This is a genomic window from Paraburkholderia kirstenboschensis (assembly GCF_904848585.1).
GTDB classification, from domain to species: domain Bacteria; phylum Pseudomonadota; class Gammaproteobacteria; order Burkholderiales; family Burkholderiaceae; genus Paraburkholderia; species Paraburkholderia kirstenboschensis.
Genome location: NZ_CAJHCR010000003.1, coordinates 185,621 through 204,971 on the forward strand (window position 1 = coordinate 185,621; position 19,351 = coordinate 204,971).

15 protein-coding genes are annotated in these 19,351 nt (G+C 61.9%); 11 read left to right on the forward strand and 4 right to left on the reverse strand.

Going from position 1 to position 19,351, the window contains the following annotated elements; genetic code table 11:
• Nucleotides 1–209: 209 nt before the first annotated feature.
• Nucleotides 210–503: a barstar family protein gene (locus tag JMY24_RS10665; protein WP_128588851.1), complete on the forward strand. Its 294-nt coding sequence runs from the start codon at nucleotides 210–212 to the stop codon at nucleotides 501–503.
• A gap of 335 nt (nucleotides 504–838) precedes the next feature.
• Here the strand turns inward: JMY24_RS10665 and JMY24_RS10670 are convergent, their stop codons facing one another.
• Nucleotides 839–1,675: a hypothetical protein gene (locus JMY24_RS10670; protein WP_128597056.1), complete on the reverse strand. Its 837-nt coding sequence runs from the start codon at nucleotides 1,673–1,675 to the stop codon at nucleotides 839–841.
• Between the two features lie 169 nt (nucleotides 1,676–1,844).
• On the opposite strand from JMY24_RS10670, the gene JMY24_RS10675 reads away from it, so the two are divergent.
• From JMY24_RS10675 to JMY24_RS10715, 9 genes are all read left to right on the forward strand, one after another.
• Nucleotides 1,845–2,765, forward strand: coding sequence for a LysR family transcriptional regulator (locus tag JMY24_RS10675; RefSeq protein WP_201702003.1), 921 nt, complete (start codon nucleotides 1,845–1,847; stop codon nucleotides 2,763–2,765).
• 94 nt (nucleotides 2,766–2,859) lie between these two features.
• A complete protein-coding gene (gene tcuA / locus JMY24_RS10680; RefSeq protein WP_201702004.1) occupies nucleotides 2,860–4,269 on the forward strand; it encodes an FAD-dependent tricarballylate dehydrogenase TcuA in 1,410 nt (469 codons plus the stop codon).
• On the forward strand, nucleotides 4,256–5,470 hold the full coding sequence (gene tcuB / locus JMY24_RS10685; RefSeq protein ID WP_201702012.1) for a tricarballylate utilization 4Fe-4S protein TcuB: 1,215 nt from the start codon (nucleotides 4,256–4,258) through the stop codon (nucleotides 5,468–5,470). The genes tcuA and tcuB overlap by 14 nt, the downstream gene beginning before the upstream one ends.
• Nucleotides 5,471–5,536: 66 nt before the next feature.
• Nucleotides 5,537–6,853, forward strand: a complete 1,317-nt coding sequence (gene tcuC, locus JMY24_RS10690) for an MFS transporter (RefSeq protein ID WP_128597342.1) — start codon at nucleotides 5,537–5,539, stop codon at nucleotides 6,851–6,853.
• A gap of 426 nt (nucleotides 6,854–7,279) precedes the next feature.
• Complete coding sequence (locus JMY24_RS10695; RefSeq protein ID WP_201702014.1) at nucleotides 7,280–8,578, forward strand: ATP citrate lyase citrate-binding domain-containing protein; 1,299 nt, start codon at nucleotides 7,280–7,282, stop codon at nucleotides 8,576–8,578.
• A 10-nt stretch (nucleotides 8,579–8,588) separates the two neighbouring features.
• Nucleotides 8,589–11,288 (forward strand): CoA-binding protein, encoded by a 2,700-nt coding sequence (locus JMY24_RS10700; RefSeq protein WP_128597343.1) that lies wholly within the window; start codon nucleotides 8,589–8,591, stop codon nucleotides 11,286–11,288.
• A 940-nt stretch (nucleotides 11,289–12,228) separates the two neighbouring features.
• Entirely contained in the window at nucleotides 12,229–14,394 is a 2,166-nt protein-coding gene (locus tag JMY24_RS10705; RefSeq protein ID WP_236597382.1) for a TonB-dependent receptor, read from the forward strand.
• 1,051 nt (nucleotides 14,395–15,445) lie between these two features.
• A complete protein-coding gene (locus JMY24_RS10710; protein WP_128591859.1) occupies nucleotides 15,446–15,763 on the forward strand; it encodes an ArsR/SmtB family transcription factor in 318 nt (105 codons plus the stop codon).
• A gap of 93 nt (nucleotides 15,764–15,856) precedes the next feature.
• Nucleotides 15,857–16,918: an alkene reductase gene (locus JMY24_RS10715; RefSeq protein WP_128597346.1), complete on the forward strand. Its 1,062-nt coding sequence runs from the start codon at nucleotides 15,857–15,859 to the stop codon at nucleotides 16,916–16,918.
• Between the two features lie 144 nt (nucleotides 16,919–17,062).
• On the opposite strand, the gene JMY24_RS10720 is transcribed toward JMY24_RS10715, so the two are convergent.
• Nucleotides 17,063–17,590 carry a GNAT family N-acetyltransferase gene (locus JMY24_RS10720; protein ID WP_128597347.1) on the reverse strand — a complete coding sequence of 176 codons (528 nt, stop codon included), beginning with the start codon at nucleotides 17,588–17,590 and terminating at the stop codon, nucleotides 17,063–17,065.
• Between the two features lie 132 nt (nucleotides 17,591–17,722).
• Between JMY24_RS10720 and JMY24_RS10725 the strand changes: the two genes are divergently transcribed.
• Nucleotides 17,723–18,370: a VTT domain-containing protein gene (locus JMY24_RS10725; RefSeq protein ID WP_128597348.1), complete on the forward strand. Its 648-nt coding sequence runs from the start codon at nucleotides 17,723–17,725 to the stop codon at nucleotides 18,368–18,370.
• A gap of 83 nt (nucleotides 18,371–18,453) precedes the next feature.
• Here the strand turns inward: JMY24_RS10725 and JMY24_RS10730 are convergent, their stop codons facing one another.
• Nucleotides 18,454–18,915 (reverse strand): VOC family protein, encoded by a 462-nt coding sequence (locus JMY24_RS10730; RefSeq protein ID WP_128591865.1) that lies wholly within the window; start codon nucleotides 18,913–18,915, stop codon nucleotides 18,454–18,456.
• A 79-nt stretch (nucleotides 18,916–18,994) separates the two neighbouring features.
• Nucleotides 18,995–19,252: a hypothetical protein gene (locus JMY24_RS10735; RefSeq protein WP_201702016.1), complete on the reverse strand. Its 258-nt coding sequence runs from the start codon at nucleotides 19,250–19,252 to the stop codon at nucleotides 18,995–18,997.
• Nucleotides 19,253–19,351: the final 99 nt, after the last annotated feature.

A 19,351-nucleotide genomic window follows, 5' to 3' on the forward strand; every position in this document is an offset into this window, starting at 1 on the left:
AATGGCCGCATCGGATGACCTGGCCGCGATACTCGAGCGTCTGCCTTGTGATTGCGCTACGGACGTCCACCGGCGCAGTGCGACAGGCGGTTCAGGGCCCCTGAACGACCAGTCGCCTTTCTCGAAAGCAGTCGGTCATATAGACGAGCAAGCATTCGCGTGTTTCACTTTAGCGCGTACACTTGCCAGCTTTGATTGTCGAGACAGCAATGGCACGCGACTCTCTTGTGGAAATTGAACTCGGCGACCTCACCTCCGTAGAGCAGCTGCACGAAAGGTTGATGAGGCAGTTGAAATTTCCCGGCTGGTACGGAAAGAACTGGGACGCGTTTTGGGACGCTATCACCAAACTTGTGGACATGCCGCTCGTTCTCCGCTTGAAAAACTGGTCGGGTTTCGAGATTCGATTTCCCCGCGATGCGGCATTGATGTCAGACTGTCTAGAACGTATGGCGAGGCAGTATCCATACCTCGCGCCGCGTGTTGAGCATTCGGAACCGTGACTACATCGGACGTCATTGCTGCTGCGACGGCATTTGTGGACTGGACACAACCTTGGACTTTTATTGAGACGGTGAAGGCGAACCGAGCACTTACGGCATCGGATCGTGCCGTCATTGAAATGATCTGGGTGGAGGCATGTTTTGCCCAAACATTGGCAGCGTGCCGACCTCAATCAATGCCGCGCAACCGCCGACCACGGGCTCTCGGTTGCTTTTCCCTGGCTATCCGATGAGGTCCGCGCACAATTTGTGCGGGCGGCCGCGTATCAATGGAGATGAGTTCACAGCGCGGTATTGTGATGGCGACCGACCGTATAACCGCTCACCGCTCATTCCTATCGCTGCAAGGTGCGATCCGTTCGTGACGTTGGCAAATGGCAGTCGAACATTCGCTTTGGAGTACACAACTCTTCCATCAACGGGGCTTCTCGAAGAGCCGTTTCATTAACTTCAATTTCGAGCGTGGACTCGATTATCGGGATCGCGGAGTCGACGAGTTGCTCGTATTGGCGCCTTGCATTTATCGGAACGAGGTTTCCCGCCTGCGCCGAGGTTCCGGCCAGCAGTTTGCCGTTCTCGTCGGTGTCCGTCCCACGCGAGGCCGCTTCGTTGTAGAGCTGCGCGGCGCCACGTAGTCTGGTCAGCGCTTTATCTAGATCTTCGGTTGCGGGCGGACGGACGAGAATGCCGCCTACGAATACCACTTGCGATAGGCCGAGAATTTGCAGCATGGTCGGCGGAATTTCGAACGTCACGAGGTGAGCGGCGCCGTCGATGACTAGCGCAACGGCGACGGCGACGCTGAAGACGGCGGTCTGAAGCTTGTAGACATCGAACTCCCGGTTGCTCAGCACGAGGTCCTTCCATTGCGGTCCTCGCTCCTCCTGGTTCTTCAATACGCCGTGCGCCTGCAGCCAGGCCCAGTTCTCGAAGCTCAGGCGTGTTTTCGGGGTGTACGTGATCTGCGAGACGGCAGCGCCGATGCCGGAAATGCCCAGCAGTGCAACGACGGTCCCGGACAGGTCAGTCAGCGCACCCGTTCTCATGACGAGGGAGAGCACGAGACTGCCGACGATGAACGCGAAGATCAGCACCTGGAACTTCTGCACGCTCGCCTGATTAAATGCGTTCGCGGTGAGCTGGATTGGATTGCGGTACTTCTGGACAGCCACTCGCCGGCTAACTATGGAGACGAACTTGAAAAACGGCTTGCAAAGGCTGTCTTTGCCGAGCCGTAAAATGGGGATTCGGGCAACATGCGCCGCAATGCGAGCGCGCTGGCCGGTTCGAGCCCGAATCACCTCGAGTTAAGTTCCGGGACCGCCAACACTGAGACCTTCAATGGAACTTCGACAATTACGATATTTCGTCAGCGTCGTTGAGCATGGCAGCATGGGCAAAGCCGCGCTTGAGTTGGGCGTCGTCACGTCGGCGCTCAGCCAGCAAATCAGCCGACTGGAAAGCGAGCTCTCGACCCGCCTACTACAGCGAACCTCGAGCGGCGTCGTGCCCACCGATGCAGGACTCGCCTTCTGGCGTCAGGCGCAACTCGCGCTGCGCCACATCGACGATGCCGCGGTTGCCGCGCGCCAGGCTCGCCTATCCGGCCACGTCAGCGTGGGACTCGCACCGAGCACGACAGGCGTGCTTGGACTGGCATTCATGCAGGCGATGCGCGAGCGCTATCCGGACGTACGGCTGCGCATGGTCGAAAGCCTGTCCGGGTATCTGGGCGCAATGCTTGGCGCACGGCAAATCGATCTGGCGATCCTGTTCCGCGAAGAACCCGCACAACGCTGGAGCGTCATCCCTTTGCTGGACGAGCGCCTGTTCGTGATCGGCGCTTCGACACTGCCCGACATGCCTAGGCAATCTCGGACATCAATCGCAAAACTGGGCGCTCTTCCCCTGATCCTGCCTAGCGGGTCGCATGGCCTTCGCGCGCTGCTCGACGCCGCGTTCAAGCGTGCCGGCTACGCCCCGCGTATTGCCGCCGAGGTCGACGGCCTCGCCATGCTCATGGACGCCGTACGCGGTGGGCTCGGCGCAACGATCCAGCCGGGAGCGGCACTCGCACGCGCGGAGAATGCGTCCCTGACGAGCATCCCGCTCGTGGAGGCATACGCAACGAGGCCGAACCTGATCGCGAGCGTCTCGGACGACGAACTGTCGCCCGCCGGGCTTGCCGCACGCGTCGTGCTGGCCGACGTCGCGCGCGACACCGTCAACGCGGACCGCTGGCCCGGCGCCGCGCTTCGTTAACCCACCCTTCACGAAACCTGAAGACCCGTTGCCGCCTCCCTGATGGCGGCGCCGACCGCTGCTTCTTATAGTTGTCTCAAAGGAGACAACTCAGATGGTCGACGTTCTTGTAATCGGCGGAGGCAACGCCGCGCTGTGCGCCGCTTTGATGGCGCGCGAAGCGGGCGCCTCGGTCCTGCTTCTCGAATCGGCACCACGCGAATGGCGGGGCGGAAATTCCCAGCACACCCGCAATCTGCGCTGCATGCACGACGCACCGCAAGACGTGCTAGTCGACGCTTATCCGGAAGAGGAATATTGGCAAGACCTGCTCAAGGTGACCGGCGGCATCACGAATGAGGCGCTCGCGCGGCTCGTGATCCGGGCATCATCGACTTGCCGTCCGTGGATGCGCAAGCACGGCGTGCGCTTTCAGCCGCCGCTTTCTGGCGCGCTGCATGTCGCGCGGACCAACGCGTTCTTCATGGGCGGCGGGAAGGCACTTGTGAACGCCTACTATCGCAGCGCCGAAGCGCTCGGGGTGCAAATCCGCTACGACACGCCTGTCGACGCAATTGAACTCGATGCCGGCCGATTCATCGCAGCGCACAGCGGCGGACAACGCTTCGAAGCCCGCGCCTGTGTGCTCGCGGCCGGCGGATTTGAATCGAATCGGGAATGGCTGCGTGAAGCGTGGGGACAAAACGAGCGCGGTGAATGGCCCGCCGACAATTTCCTCATTCGCGGTACGCGCTTCAATCAGGGCGTGCTGCTCAAGCACATGATCGACTCCGGCGCCGATGCCATCGGCGATCCGTCGCAGTCGCATTGCGTTGCCATCGACGCCCGCGCGCCGCTTTATGACGGCGGCATCTGTACGCGTATCGACTGCGTGTCGCTCGGCGTCGTCGTCAATCGCGATGCACGCCGCTTTTACGACGAAGGTGAAGATTTTTGGCCGAAACGCTATGCGATATGGGGGCGGCTCGTCGCACAGCAGCCTGACCAGATCGGCTACTCGATTATCGACGCGAAGGCGATCGGCCGTTTCATGCCACCAGTTTTTCCGGGCACCAAGGCCGATTCGATACCCGAGCTGGCGCGCCAACTGGAACTGCCGGAAGCGACGTTCGTCGAGACGATCCGTGCCTACAACGCTGCCTGCCGCGCCGGCACCTTCGATCATACCGCGCTCGACGACTGCCGCACTGAAGGCCTCACGCCAGCGAAAACCCACTGGGCACGGCCCATCGATACCCCGCCCTTCTTTGGTTATGCGTTGCGGCCGGGCATCACGTTCACATACCTGGGGCTCAAGGTTAATGACCACGCCCAGGTGCATTTCGGCGGACGCCCGAGCGAAAACCTTTTCGTAGCGGGAGAAATGATGGCCGGCAACGTGCTCGGCAAAGGTTATACGGCCGGCGTCGGTATGTCGATCGGCACCGCATTCGGCCGCATCGCCGGAACACAGGCCGCGATGGCGGCCGCTCATCAAACTGGAGCTCAACGTGCAGAAGCTTGAAGCACTTGCCCGCGAGGCGCGCGAACTTGCCTCTCCTTCCATCGCCGCTCGCAACGGCGTCACGAGCGAGCCCGCGGCGTCAATCATCCGCGTGCTCCCGCTCACGCAGAATGAAGCGGAAGTCGCGCGGCAAATGCAAATCTGCAATGCGTGCCGTTACTGCGAAGGATTCTGCGCGGTCTTTCCCGCGATGACACGGCGCCTCGAATTCGCCAAGGCGGACGTCAATTACCTCGCCAACCTGTGCCACAACTGCGGCGCGTGCTATCACGCCTGCCAGTATGCGCCGCCACATGAGTTCGCCGTGAACGTGCCGAAGGCGATGGCCAAAGTCCGCCTGGAAACCTATGCCGAATATGCGTGGCCCGCGCCGATGGGCGCGCTATACAAGCGCAATGGATTGACCGTCGCGCTTGCGCTCGCGATCGGACTTGCCCTCTTTCTGGCGCTTGGTATCGGCTTGAAGGGGTCGCTGTCCGCGGGCGCATTGGGCGGCAACTTCTACGCGATTTTCCCGCATAACCTGCTCGCGGCGATGTTCGGCGCGGTCTTCGGCTTCGCGATGCTCGCGCTCGGCGTCGGTGTATTGCGATTCTGGCGTGCCGTGTCGGCGGGAACAGCCAGCGCGCCGGCCATCGCAGAGGCAGCGAAGCACGCGCTCACCCTGAAGTATCTCGACGGGGGCCATGGCGACGGCTGCAACGAGTCGAATGATGCCTTCACGCTCGCTCGGCGGCGTTTCCATCATTTGACTTTCTATGGCTTCATGCTGTGCTTCGCGGCAACGGTGGTGGCCACCTTCTATCACTATGCGCTCAACCTGCACGCGCCTTACCCGGTTCTGAGCCTCCCCGTGCTGCTCGGCACGATCGGTGGAGCCGGTTTGCTCGTGGGGCCGGCCGGCCTGCTCTGGCTCAACCTGCGTCGCGATCCTGGCCGGGGCGATCCGAAACAGCGCCCGATGGACCGCGGATTCATCGCGTTGCTGCTCCTGACTAGCGCTTCAGGCCTCGCGCTCCTCGCATGGCGCGACACTGCTGCGATGGCGTGGCTCCTCGCTTTCCACCTCGGTGTCGTGATGGCGCTCTTCGCCACGCTGCCCTACGGCAAGTTCGCCCACGGGATCTATCGCTGTGCGGCGCTCCTCAAGTCATCGATCGAAAAGCGGCAGGCCAGCCGTCTGCAACTCGGCTCGGATTGAGGTCGGTCGTAACGACAACGCCTCCGATCGGCGGGCACTCACATAACACATCCATGGAGACAACTCATGCATCCCTCATCAGTCAACGCCGAGGATAGCGCGCACCGTCGAACCTCGAAGGCTGGCGCCGTCCTGCGCGTAACCAGCGGCAACTTCCTGGAGCAGTTCGACTTCTTTCTTTTCGGCTTCTATGCGACCTACATCTCTCGCATCTTCTTTCCGTCTACGAGCGAGTTCGCCTCGCTGATGCTCACCTTCGCCGTGTTCGGCGCCGGTTTCCTGATGCGTCCGCTGGGGGCGATCGTGCTCGGCGCGTACATCGATGAAGTGGGCCGCCGCAAAGGGTTGATCGTCACACTTTCGATCATGGCGAGCGGCACGATCCTGATCGCTTGCGTACCCGGATACGCGACAATCGGAATTCTGGGGCCCGCCCTCGTGCTGCTCGGGCGCTTGCTGCAAGGCTTTTCCGCCGGCGCCGAGCTTGGCGGCGTCTCTGTCTATCTGGCGGAAATGGCGACGCCGGGACAGAAGGGCTTCTATACGAGCTGGCAGTCCGCGAGCCAGCAGGTCGCAATCGTGGTCGCGGCCGCCCTCGGGTATCTGCTCAATGACCTGTTGACGGCCAGCGAAATCGGCGCATGGGGATGGCGGATTCCATTCTTCGTCGGTTGTGCGATCGTGCCGGTTATTTTTCTGCTGCGACGCACGCTGCAGGAAACTGATGAATTCAAGGCGCGCACCCACCATCCGCGTGCACGTGAAGTATTCGCCACCATGCTGCAAAACTGGCGCACGGTGCTCGCGGGCATGCTGCTCGTGGCCATGACCACTACCACGTTCTATCTCATCACGGTCTACACGCCGACCTTCGGCAAATCTGTGCTGAAGCTCACCACTGCGGATAGCCTGATCGTCACACTCTGCGTGGGCCTCTCGAACTTCGTCTGGTTACCGATCGGAGGCGCGCTCTCGGACCGCATCGGGCGCAAGCCAATTCTCATTGCCATCACCGTGCTCGCCATCTGCACCTCGTATCCGGCGCTCTCCTGGCTGTCATCCGCGCCGAGTTTCGGCCGCATGCTGATCGTGCTTCTGTGGCTCTCGTTTTTCTTCGGCATGTACAACGGCGCGATGGTCGTAGCGCTCACTGAAGTCATGCCCGCCGAGGTCCGCGTGGCTGGATTCTCGCTCGCGTTCAGTCTCGCCACCGCGGTTTTTGGAGGCTTCACGCCCGCCGTCTCGACGTATCTCATTGAGATCACCGGCGACAAGGCCGCGCCCGGCTACTGGCTGAGTTTCGCCGCCGCATGCGGGCTTGGCGCGACCCTCGCGCTGTATCGCCGGGGCGCCACAGCCAAGCGGTCCGCATCGCTTACCTGAAGGTTGCTCCTGCGTCTGCTGCCCGCAAGCGCGGTCGCGGCGCCGATGCTTTCGCGTCGTGGCGCCGTCCTTCCATTCAGCATTGATAACTGCTGAACATCAATGCTTCAGAAAATTGCACTTCCCGTTTCGGACGGCTTGACCAAATATCGATACTCAAGACGTTCATCAACGCATCGACAGAGAACGCGTCGGAGACAGGCGCGAAGCGCAGCACCGCGTTTCGCCGCATCCCAGTGCCGATTATGGCTGCCGCCTACCCCACCGACGCGCGTCTCGCCTGCTCCACCTCGCTAGGAGAATCCTGCCGCTGCTTTCGCAGCGTACCCAGGGCAGCGGTGCGTCTCGCACCTACCGCAGTGAGCTGACCGAACACCCAGTATTCGCTTCATTCGTCATTGCCTTGAAATTCAGGAGACACTTCACATGCAGATCACCGGAATGTTGCACGGCGCGCGCCTGTTGCAATTCGTCGGCTTTCCGTCCAGCGAGGTGCTGGGCCCCGGCGCCAGCGAGGAAGAGATCAAGTCGCTCATCGATCGATACGGTCAGATATTCATCAAACCGGTGTTCAAGGGCGGCGTGGGCAAGAAAGGCAAGGCCGGCCTGCTCGGCCGTGCGACTGATCTCAAGACCGCGCTGGCGGAAAAAGAGCGGCTCTACTTTGCCGAGCACGTCGTGGGTCATGTCAGGGCCAAGGCAAACGGCGTGACATTCGAAGCGGGTGTTCCCGCCAAACAAGAAGTGTACTTTTCGATTACCGATTCCACCCGCTTTCGCGCTCCCACAATGACGCTGTCGCACATGGGCGGAATGGACATCGAGGAGGTCGATCCCAAGCAGGTCGCGATGGTGCCGTTCGATGCACTGACCGGGCTAAAGGCGTTTGTCGTTGCGAATGCGCTGAGCGAAATCGGCGCGCCGCGCGAGATCATCTCGCCACTCGTGCAACAGTTGCCGAAGCTCTGGGAGCTCTTTCATGACTTCGGCATGACGACGCTCGAATTGAATCCCATCCGTATGCGCGAGGACAAGAAGGGCCGGCTCATACCCGTCGCCTGCGACTTCAAGTGCGGCTTCGATCGCGACGATCCGCGTTTCTCGCGGCTTGGACTGCCTCCGCATCTGTTCGCCGCCGATTACTCGGATTTCGAGCAGGAGATCAACCAGCTTCGCACGCACCAGGGACAAAGCGATGTCTACGTGATCAACGAGCGCGGCACCATCCTCGCGCCCACCTTCGGCGGTGGCGCGAACTCGCTCGTCACGGAAATGCTGGGCGATGCGGCCATCATCTCGTCGGACTTCGGTGGCAATCCACCATACCAAAAGATGAAAGAGGTGGCGCGCATCTGCTTCCGGCACTGGCTCAAGCAGTCCAACGTACTCTTTATTATCGGCGGCAAGTCGAACAACACTGATATTTACGAAACCCTGCGCGCGATGGCCGATGCTCTACGCGAGCACTTCAGTGAGCATGGTCCGACGCCGCTCTACGTCGTGCTCGGGCGCGGCGGTCCCAACCTGGTGCGAGGCATGTCCACACTGCGCGACACCTGCGATTCGCTCGGCCTGCCTTACCGCATCTTCGGTTTCGACTCCGACATCAGCGAAGTAATCCAGTACGCGCGCAAGGCCGATGCATGGATGCAGGCGGGCGGACGCTCGCAGGTCGCGGCGCGCATCGGTGCCCGCGACGCTCAATCGCAAATGGCATCGGCCTGAGGAGATCGACATGCACAAGCAAGGCAATAGCCACTTCAAATACTTCGTCGGGATTCAGTCGCTGGCAGATATCGCCACGCGCGAAGATCGCGTCTGCGTGCTCAACATCCTCGGCGGCGAGTCGTCCGATGTGACGCCGGTGAGTCACGCCTTCTCGGGCGCGAATGTGGTGTTCGGCACGGCGCCCGGCAAAGGCGGACAGGTGCTCGCGACGCCCGCGGGCGACATTCCTGTCTTCAACAATGTGCGAGAGGGTCTGGAAGCCGGCCATCGGTTCAATTCCGGCGTCGTGTATCTGCCGCCTTCGGCCGCGCGCGACGGCGTGGCCGAGCTGATCCGCGTGAATGCGGACCTGCGCAAGATTTTCATCATCACGGAGAAGATTGCCGTGCACGACGCGCGTGAGATCCGCGCGATGGGACAGCAGGCGGGCATCGACATCTTCGGCGCAAACGGGCTGGGCGTCGCGGATTCGTGGCAGCGCGTTCGGATCGGCGGCGCGCTCGGGGGTGACGATCCGGGCGCCACACTGCGCCAGGGATCGATCGCGATCTTCTCGAACTCCGGCGGCTTCAGCACCACGATCGCTCAGTATCTGCGCATGAGCGGCTGGGGCACATCGACGGTCATTTCAAGCGGAAAGGATGTCTACATCCACTATGCCGCGCCAGAATTCGCCTTTGCCCTTGCCAACGACGCGCGCAGCAAGGCCGCCGTGCTGTACTGCGAGCCCGGCGGATACTACGAGGCCGACGCGCACTTCAACAAGCCCGTAGTCGCGTGCGTGGTGGGCCGGTGGAAAAGCCGTCTCACGCGCGCAGTCGGACATGCGGGCGCGATGGCGGGTGGCGCCGACGATGCGCTCGCGAAGGAACGCTGGTTCAAGGAAAAGTTCGGCGTCGAACGGCTCTTCACGCCCGACGATCCGTGCTGCTCGGCGATGGGCGCCGTGGTGACGAACATCGCCCATATCCCTGCCGCGCTCACGGCGGTGATGCGCGCGAATGCAACGATGCCCGACTTCGAGCCCGAAGGCAGCCTCGCGCTCAAGCCGTGGTTCGGCTCGGATCAGGGGCTCGATCTGCCCGGCGATCTCGCGCTTGCAGTCGTGAGAGCGGTAGCCCCCTATGACGAACAGGTCGCGCGGGTGAATGACCAGGTCGGCGCGATTCCGCCTCGGCAGCCGTTGAAAGACGCCTCGGGTGCCTCGCAGATGGATGCAAAGACTCAGGTCAGCAGCCTGCACGGCGTATCGATGCTCGAAGCGGCGACGCATTCCTTCGAAGCGAACGTGTGCCTCGCACTGTTGCACGAGTTCGGCGGCGCAAACGACGAGAAGCTGATCGACGTCGCGGTCGGCGCGGCAGTGAACCTGTACGGCACGCCTGAACTGGCGGCGGCGCAAGCGGCACGAGAAGCGGGTAACGCACCCAACGCGGTGCTTGCCGCCGCAGCGGCAATCGTCGGGCCGAACCGCCAGCGCGCGGCGCGCGAGGCAGCGAGGCTGATGATTGACCGCTTCGCGGCAGCAAAACTCGTGGACGCGTTCGATCGCGATTTCGACGTCGACGCGATAGACACCGAGGGCAGCGCGGCGCTCTTCTCCGACCATCCCGATCCGGCGGCTGAAGCCATGCTCGCGGGGCTGGCCGCACGCAATGTGAGTTCAGCATTCGTGCGATGGCTCACGAACGGCCCGGGACATCCACGCGCGGACGCCGTGCTCGCCGCTATCACGACAACCCTTGCCTGGGGCCCGCTCATGCGCAAGCGCATCTCGCGTCTGACGGCGGAGAACCTGCCCTGGTGGATGAAGCTCTTCGGCACGCTGATCGGCGCCTCGGCGGACGCGTCGCGCCACCAGCCCGACAGCTTTTGCGAGTTTTCCACCGAGGCACTGCTCGGCGAGCGCTCGCTGACGGAAGTGGCTTTCGCAGCGCTGCTCGGCGTGAAGCCATCCGCAGACGATCTGTTCGCATTCAGAACGTTGACGGGACTGCTGCTCACCAACGGACCGGGTGCGATCTCGGCGCAAGGCGCGAAGGGCGCGGTATCGGCGGACGGTCCCGAGTCCCCGGAACGCGTGCAGTTGAACAAGGCGCTGATGGGTTTTCTCACGCACTCGGGATACACGCACGGCGGCAACGGATATGAAGGTATCGCGTTTCTCAACGACGCGTTTCGCGACAGCGGCCTCGACGATCCCGCCGACGCGCATCACGGCGTCGATCTCGAAGCGCTCGCGCGCCGCTCCGTCGAGCGCTACGCGCAGTACAAGGCGCGTCAGAAGCAAGCTGGCAGCCTCGATATCGTCAAGCTGCCGGGCGTGAACCACCCGGTCTTCAAGGACAAGCCGGTAAATCACGATCCGCGTGAGGTCTTCATCGCCGGGCTTTATGAGGCGCGCGGCGAATACAACGTGTTTCACGCGTACTACCGCGCGCTGGTGCAGGCCTTGTTCGACGCGGGCGTGTCGCGTACCGTCTACTGCGTCAATGTCGATGCCGTGATCGCCGCGTTGCTGCTGAAGATGCTGTGGCAGCCGCTCAAACGCGGGGAGTTCAGCGAAGCGGACCTCGAAACCGCGGCTTTCACGATCTTTCTCTATCCGCGCATGCTCGGCTGCGCCGCGGAAATCGACGATCACCTCAACCGCGGCCGCAACATGGACACGCGCACACCCGCTTCACAGTGTCGTTTTGTTGCCTGACCCACTGGCCTCTGATCGTCGCCGCCACGCTGGCGCAGCCACGCACGGCGGCGCCTAACGGGCGTCGATTGACACTGCGCCGGTACCGGCTCCGTCGACGATGTCGCCAGAACGATTAGCCGGGTGTAGTGACCGTCCACGGCGTCTCACGATTCACACTGAGTGATTGCGTCCGGGCATGGCCATCGACGGCGCAGCGGCCACACCGAGCCTCGTTTCCAATACACGCAAAATCCGCCCGTGTTACTCGGCCGTCCGGCGGCACTGCAGACGTTAGGCGCGACGGGCCGGTTTCGCGGACTCAGCCGTCATTCACGTGAGAGACGCGCGCGTCGTTTTCTGGCCGCTTGCTGCCTTCCGGCGTTCAAGGCGGGACCGCATCGCCACCGAGGATCTGCATCAAGGTCTTGGCGTTGCGCTGCCCTTGGTCCTCCCAATTGTTGTTCTCTACACCGATAACCGTTACCGGCGAAGGCGAAAGGCCGGGGACGGGCCATGAGCGGTCACTGGCCTATGCAGAGACGTTGTCATTCAAATGTCGGCTATGCGCCCAGTAGGAGTCCCGTATTTCTGCGACTTTGATCGAACTTTGATTGCGCGACGCCGTCGCGCAGCTTTGGCGAACCGGTTGCCGGGCGTGTGACCAGCGTTGCCTTCTGTACCGTGCAGGGCACGCTTGCACCGAAGGACCAGTTCGAGGTCGCGCTCCTCGTGAGCACGAGGACTCAGCGTCTTGCAGAACCTGGTTGCGCCGGCCTTCGGCCGCGCCACCAAGCGCGTGCTTCGGTTTCGTCGTCAGCCTCCATTCGCGTCGGTTCGCCCGAGTTCGGTGTGGCTACACGGTTCCCTTTACGTCCACAATGGTATGTTATAACATTGCTGTCGTTTTCTCCTGTCCCTTTTTCTCCGGCCATCTTTTCAAACTGCGCACCGGCACACGATGCGATGGATATCGTTGCACCGCTGGTGTGACATCGAGATGCGCCGACTACACCGCAAAACTATTGTGACCAAGACCACTACGCGTGTTTCGCCCTGCATCTCTGCCAACTTCCCACGTCTGTCTCCCATAGCGCTGGCCCTCGTCGCACTCGCAGTTCAGGCGCAGGAGTCGACCGCCTCATCGGCCCCAGGCATTCCGGGCGGCTCCCTTGCGCCCGTGTTCGTGACCGCGAATCCGCTCGGCGACACCGATCTCATTGCGCCCGCTACGGCGATATACGGCGACGCGTTGACGCTCAGGCAGACGAACTCGCTGGGGCAGACGCTGAATGGCCTACCCGGAGTGTCGACGACAACATATGGACCGATGGTCGGCCGTCCGATCATTCGCGGCATGGATGGCGACCGGATCCGGCTTCTGCAAAACGGCGTGGCAGCGTGGGACGCTTCGTCGCTCTCCTATGATCACGCCGTGCCGCAGGAGCCTCTGACCATTGAGCGCGTCGAGATCGTGCGTGGGCCCGCGGCGCTGCTTTATGGCGGCAACGCGATCGGCGGCGTCGTCAATACTATTGACAACCGCATTCCGCGCGAGCCGGTGAACGGCGTGATCGGCGCGGTCGACGCGAGCTATGGCGGCGCCAACGAAGCGCGCGCCGGCGCAGCCATGGTGGAAGGCGGCAACGGCAGGTTCGCTTTCCACGTCGACGCGTTCGATCGCGACACGAGCAACGAGCGCATCCCTGGCTTCGCGCATTCGGACGGGCGGCGCGCGCTCGACGGCCCGGACGCCTCCCAGGCGTACGGCAGCATTCCTAACAGTGACGGTCGCTGGCATGGCGGCGCCGTGGGGACGTCGTACACATGGGCAGACGGTTACGCGGGACTCTCGTACAACGGCTATCAGGCGGACTACGGCTCCGTCGCGGAAGACGACGTGCGCCTGCGCATGCATCAGGATCACGTGGCATTCGCATCCGAAGTCCGCAATCTGCAAGGTCCATTCTCGCAAGTGAAATTCGATTTCGGCTACACGGACTACGAACATCGCGAAATCGACGACGGCGTGACGGGCACCACATTCCGCAATCACGGCTACGAAGCGCGTATCGAAGCGCGGCACCGCAAGATCGGTCCGTTCGAAGGTGCGATCGGCGTACAGATTAGTCAGAACACCTTCTCCGCGCTTGGCGACGAAGCGCTGGTGCCGACCACGCAGACCACCAACGTCGCGCTGTTCGGCCTCGAAGAATGGAACGTGACCGACGCGTTCAAGCTGAGCGCGGGCGCCCGCTACGAACACGTCAAACAGGATCCGACGACCGCAGGCAACGACAAATTCGCGAACGCCGCGGACCGCGATTTCAATGCGGTGAGCGCGTCGCTCGGCGCATTCTACAAACTCACGCCCGCATGGGCGGTGGCGGGCAATATCGCCTACACGGAACGCGCGCCCGCCCTGTACGAACTGTTCGCGAACGGTCCGCACGATGCAACCGGCCAGTACCTGATCGGCAATCCGGATGCGCAGAAAGAGAAAGCGGTGTCGGCCGACCTGTCGCTGCGTTTCACGAGCGGTCCGAACAAAGGCAGCGTTGGCGCGTTTTATAGCCGCTTCAAAAACTATCTGACGGAGTACAACACGGGTCGTCTCGTGAACGACGACGATGAAGTCGTCCCGCCTGGCACCGACGGCGCACTGAACGAAGCCGTTTATCGTGGCGTTCGCGCCGAATTTTACGGCCTCGAATTCGACAGCAAATGGCGCGTGTACCAGCACGGGGCGCATCAGGTGGATGTGTCGCTTGTGGGCGATTACACGCACGCCCGCAACATGGACAACGGTCAGCCATTGCCGCGCATCGCGCCGTTGCGTGCGACGCTCGCGGTGGATTACGGCTACGGTCCGTTCGGCGCGCGCGCCGAAGTGCAGCACGCGTGGGCGCAACATCGCGTGCCCGACGACGATCTGCCGACCGGGAGCTACACGAAGCTCGGCCTTATGTTGATCTACAAATTCCATGTCGGCACGACCAGCTGGCTCGCCTACGTACGCGGCGACAACCTGACGAACCAGGAGATTCGCTATGCCAGTTCCGTCGTGCGCGATATCGCGCCGGAAGGCGGGCGCAGCGTCATGGTCGGTTTGCGCACGACGTTCTGACGCGAAGCATGTGCGCGTGCGCCGTCAAGAATCGTGTGGCGCACGCACAGCGCGGCCGGGACAACGTAGTGTCCATGAGATCGGCGGCTCCATGCACCGGGTCCATGACCGAAGAGGCGATAGAGCGACCACTCTGACGGCGGCAAACTGCCATGACGAGAAATCGCAACGCTGGCCTTTCGATAGATCGAATTCCCGGTGTCGTTCGTCTGGCTGAAACTGCGACTCACGGACGGCCGTTGGACCGCGGCAGCGGCCCTCGTAGCGACTCCGGGGCGACCGGCACAAGTGGGTCGAAACGGTGAGTTGGTGGATGCCAGAAGCGGCCGTCCCGCTGCGCGGCGCCGTCACCGTCGGCAACCCTCCATATTGCTGACGTCCAAGGGAATCTCGTCCAACGTCGGCTATGGCCGACATGCGGACTCGGACGATGCTAGCCATTTGTCACCGCTGGCACTCGTCTATCGAAACCGAATGAACTCAGTCTCGGCGAGCGTGGCAAGCGTCAAACCATAGGGCACTCGCCCTCTCTGCGAAACTGCGAAAAGCTGCTGGACAGTTTATCAACGCCAATGCTCTAGAGGCGGTAATTCCGCTCGCTCGCGAATTCCGGTTCCATCTCGATCGCCGTTATGCGCCGCAACCGATCACTCCGCAAGTAACCATCCGATTCTCCAGGCGAAGTTGAAGGGAAATTGAAATACTCCGCTAGCGGCTCGCGACGAGCGGCAGGTGCGCTCTTTACTTTCGGAGTCCATACTAACTTCTCTCTGGAAAGCCACTTTTCCGGCACAATCCAGGCCCGCGACACAGTAATCGAGTCGTGAGAATACCTTCATCAAAACAATGATTTATAGACATTTGTCATGATGCGGGATGAAAAGTGCGGACCTTTTTGTGCGTCGATAAAATCTTTCCCCTACCGCCAGTAATGCCTCCATGCATATCGTTAAATTCCGATATATACTTCGTTCTGTAGCGATGCAGTTCTGTGTTCTGTGGGCACAATCCGCCCACGCCTGACCATTGAAGCAGTTCTGGTAGTTGACGAATGAAACGAACTCCCACCGCGCCGGACATCGACGCGATACACAAGGCGCTCGCCAATCCGGTGCGTCGCGAGATTCTTGGCTGGCTGCGCGAGCCGTATGCGCACTTCGCCGATCAGGAACTTCCGCTCGACCATGGCGTATGCGCGGGCAAGATCGACGCGCGCTGCGGACTCTCGCAGTCCACCGTGTCGGCCCACCTCGCGGCGTTGCAGCGCGCGGGGCTCGTCACGTCGAAACGTGTGGGGCAATGGGTGTTCTTCAAACGCAATGAGCCGGTGATTCAGGCGTTCCTCGAGCATATGAACTCGAAGCTCTGACCGGTCTTGCATCGCCGCTTCCCTTCGCTCTTTCGTTGCAATGCAACTATTTTGGGCTCAAGGCGTCCGCGCCTCAGCCAAAGGTGAACATTTATGCCGACTCTTTTCGATCCGCTGCAAATTGGCGACCTGACGCTGTCGAACCGCATCATCATGGCGCCGCTCACGCGTCAGCGCGCCGAGGAAATCCGCGTGCCGAACGCGCTGATGGCAAAGTACTACGCTGAACGCGCAACGGCGGGCCTCATCATCAGCGAAGCCACTTCCGTGACGCCGCAGGGCGTCGGTTATGCCGAGACGCCGGGCATCTGGTCGCAGGAACAGGTGGAAGGCTGGAAGCTCGTCACCAACGCAGTGCATGCCGCGGGTGGGAAGATCTTCCTGCAACTATGGCACGTGGGCCGCATTTCCGATCCGCTGTTTCTCGATGGCGAATTGCCGGTCGCGCCGAGCGCGCTCGCTCCGAAAGGCCACGTGAGCCTCGTGCGTCCGGAGCGCCCGTATGTCACGCCTCGCGCACTCGAACTCGACGAAATCGCCAGCGTCGTGCAGGCGTTCCGCAAAGGTGCGGAAAACGCGAAAGCGGCAGGCTTCGACGGCGTTGAAGTGCACGGCGCAAACGGCTATCTGCTCGACCAGTTCCTGCAGGACAGCACCAACAAGCGCACTGACGCCTATGGCGGCCCGATCGAAAATCGCGCGCGTCTGCTGCTCGAAATCACCGACGCGTGTATCGACGTGTGGGGCGCAAATCGCGTCGGCGTGCATCTCGCGCCGCGCCGCGACTCGCACGACATGGGCGACTCGGATCCGGCCGCAACCTTCGGCTATGTGGCTCGCGAGCTCGGCAAGCGCAAGATCGCGTTCATCGCCGCGCGCGAAGCATTGGGTGAAGACCGTCTTGGCCCGCAGCTGAAGAAGGAGTTCGGCGGCCCGTACATCGCGAACGAGAAGTTCACGAAGGAAACCGCGCAGCAAGTACTCGACGCAGGCGAAGCGGACGCGGTAGCGTGGGGCCAGTTGTTCATCGCGAATCCGGACCTCGTGCGCCGTTTTGCGACCAATGCGCCGTTGAACAAGCCGAATCCCGCCACGTACTACGCACGTGGCGAGACGGGTTACATCGATTACCCGGCGCTTGAAACGGTGGAGTAAGCGCAAACACGCGGCCGTGAAAACAGCCGTAATGCGGCTGTAAAACGCAGCGAAAAGCGGCGGGCGTCGGCGGAGAATGAATCTCCGGCGGCGCCCGCCGCTTATTTTCGTCTGCGGCGGCGCTCGCCTCTGGACGGCAAACCGTCAGCCAAGATCGCGCCGCATGAACACGCGTTTCGACTCGTCGAGACCTCGTGCGATATGTGCATCGCGCCGTGCGAGCAGACCCGCATCGAGTTCAGCTTCTTCTATATCGCGGAAACCGAGACGCCGGTAATACGGTGCATTCCAGGGCACTTCGCGATACGTCGACAAGACCAGTTGCATCATCTGCCGCGAGCGCGCGAGTTGCGCGACCTGCTCGATCAGCGCCGCGCCGATGCGTCGACCGGCATGCGACGTCAGTACATCGAGCTCCTGGATGTAGATGCGCGCGGGCTGCGGTTCGAACATCACGAATCCGACGCATGTTCCGCCGGCATTCACCGCCACGATCAACTCCCGTGCCGCGATCTTCCGTTCCACGAGAGCGAGACTCATTGGCGGCGCATCCGCGATACCCGACATGCCGACGCTGACAAAGCGCAAGCTTGCCTCGAATTCGATCGTGCGAACCGTTTCGGCATCGTGGGGCGCGGCAAGACGGAAGGTCACATCGGCTAACTGTTGCATGGTGTCTGACGGTTGATGTTCGGCTCGTTCACGGATGCGACACGCGATATTGACATCCACGCGGCCAAATACACAAGTATCCGCGCGGCCGCGGGACTACACTGCTGAACATCCGACAACCATGGGGCCGGCATGCAACTCATGCAAATGCTGCAAATCGCTCTGCACTTCGATCAGCACCTGAGCAGCCTGATCGTGCAATACGGCACAGCCGTGTACGCCATGCTGTTTATCGTCGTGTTCGTCGAGATCGGTTTTCTGCCGCTATTTTTTCTGCCGGGCGACCCGCTTATTTTCATTTGCGGCGGTCTGTCAGCCACCGGCGCGTTGAACGTCTGGCTCGTGATTCCAGTGCTATTCGCGGCTACGGTGGCGGGAAGCATCGTCGACTATGCGATTGGGCGCGCCATCGGCGAAAAGGTTTATACGGCCAACTACCGCTGGCTCGACAAGAATGCGCTGCGCCGCGCGCATGCCTTCTATGAAGCTCGCGGCGGACTGACTTTTCTGTTATCGCCATTCATCGCCGTGGTGCGCACTTTCGCGCCGTTCGTCGCCGGCGTTTCGCGCATGACGTTCGCGCGATTTGTGTCGTTCGTGACCGCGGGCGCGGCGTTGTGGATCGGCTCTCTCGTCGCGGCCGGCTACCTGTTCGGCAATGTGCCGCTCGTGCGCGATCACATGAGTTCGATTGTGCTGCTAGGCGTCGCGCTCGGCGTCGGATCGTTGATCGCAAGCGCGCTGTGGCGACTCGTCAACGGCCGCTCGCGGGTTCAGTGAGCGAGTGCATTCAGATTACTTCCTGTGCTTCTTTTCTAAACTCACGGGATTTGCCGCTCCACCGTTCATCCCCCCGTTCATCGCTATATCCAGCCTTCGATTTTCAGCCCGCTCGCGCGTTCGGCTTCTTCCCGCGATACAGCGCGCACGGTTTGTCCGAAACTCCAGATATGCCCCTCCGGATCCCGCGCCGCATAAACCCGGTCGCCGTAAAACTGATCCGCGGGTTCGCGGGTAATGACCGCGCCCGCGGCACGCGCGCGAGCACAATGTTGGTCGATACCATCGCGTAGCTGCACATGCACGGACTGTGTATTTTTCCCGCTCACAGACACCGGACTCACGGAGTCTGCCGACCATTCACGGCTGATCATCACGTAGCTGTCGCCGAAACGCATTTCGGAGTGTGCGAGTTGCCCGGCGTCGTCGGTAATCACGAGTTGCCGGGTGAAGCCGAAAGCCCGTTCGAGCCAATCAAGAGCGGCCAGCGGGTCTTTGTAATAGAGCGCCGCGCCGAGTGACGGTCGATGCAAAGATTCGCTCATGACATCCCCTTGCAGGCTCAGCAAACGCAATTTGAATGACCGCGGACTCGAACCGCGCACGCACTCGAACGCTCGAGCGCTATTGACTGGCGGAGGCTGCGGGCGCCGCGCTGGTGGGCTGGCTCGTGCCGCCCGCGGCTGCGGCATCGCTCGCGCGCTTGGCGGCGTCGCTTTGGCCACTGGTTCCGTTCGCGCCCGCCGAATTGCTCATCACGCCGCTGCTCGCGGAACTCATCGTGTCCTTGCTGGTATTGTCCTCTTTCTTGCAGCCAGATGCGCCTACGGCCAGCGCCGCAATGGATATGGCGAGTAACGCGCTCTTCGGATTGCAATGCATGATGGCACCCGTTTGGTTTCGATTCGTCGTGGCGCGAGGCGCGGCATGACTTGATCCATAGCAGAACGGCGCCGCATCGCCTGTGCCTGGCGAAACTAT

Bases quoted from the DNA above. Each gene is read 5' to 3' on its own strand.
- JMY24_RS10695 (WP_201702014.1), top strand. From the start codon at position 7,280: ATGCAGATCACCGGAATGTTGCACGGCGCGCGCCTGTTGCAATTCGTC.
- JMY24_RS10715 (WP_128597346.1), top strand. From the start codon at position 15,857: ATGCCGACTCTTTTCGATCCGCTGCAAATTGGCGACCTGACGCTGTCG.
- JMY24_RS10710 (WP_128591859.1), top strand. From the start codon at position 15,446: ATGAAACGAACTCCCACCGCGCCGGACATCGACGCGATACACAAGGCG.
- JMY24_RS10675 (WP_201702003.1), top strand. From the start codon at position 1,845: ATGGAACTTCGACAATTACGATATTTCGTCAGCGTCGTTGAGCATGGC.
- tcuA (WP_201702004.1), top strand. From the start codon at position 2,860: ATGGTCGACGTTCTTGTAATCGGCGGAGGCAACGCCGCGCTGTGCGCC.
- JMY24_RS10725 (WP_128597348.1), top strand. From the start codon at position 17,723: ATGCAACTCATGCAAATGCTGCAAATCGCTCTGCACTTCGATCAGCAC.
- tcuC (WP_128597342.1), top strand. From the start codon at position 5,537: ATGCATCCCTCATCAGTCAACGCCGAGGATAGCGCGCACCGTCGAACC.
- JMY24_RS10705 (WP_236597382.1), top strand. From the start codon at position 12,229: ATGCGATGGATATCGTTGCACCGCTGGTGTGACATCGAGATGCGCCGA.
- JMY24_RS10730 (WP_128591865.1), bottom strand. From the start codon at position 18,915: ATGAGCGAATCTTTGCATCGACCGTCACTCGGCGCGGCGCTCTATTAC.
- JMY24_RS10735 (WP_201702016.1), bottom strand. From the start codon at position 19,252: ATGCATTGCAATCCGAAGAGCGCGTTACTCGCCATATCCATTGCGGCG.
- JMY24_RS10700 (WP_128597343.1), top strand. From the start codon at position 8,589: ATGCACAAGCAAGGCAATAGCCACTTCAAATACTTCGTCGGGATTCAG.
- JMY24_RS10665 (WP_128588851.1), top strand. From the start codon at position 210: ATGGCACGCGACTCTCTTGTGGAAATTGAACTCGGCGACCTCACCTCC.
- JMY24_RS10720 (WP_128597347.1), bottom strand. From the start codon at position 17,590: ATGCAACAGTTAGCCGATGTGACCTTCCGTCTTGCCGCGCCCCACGAT.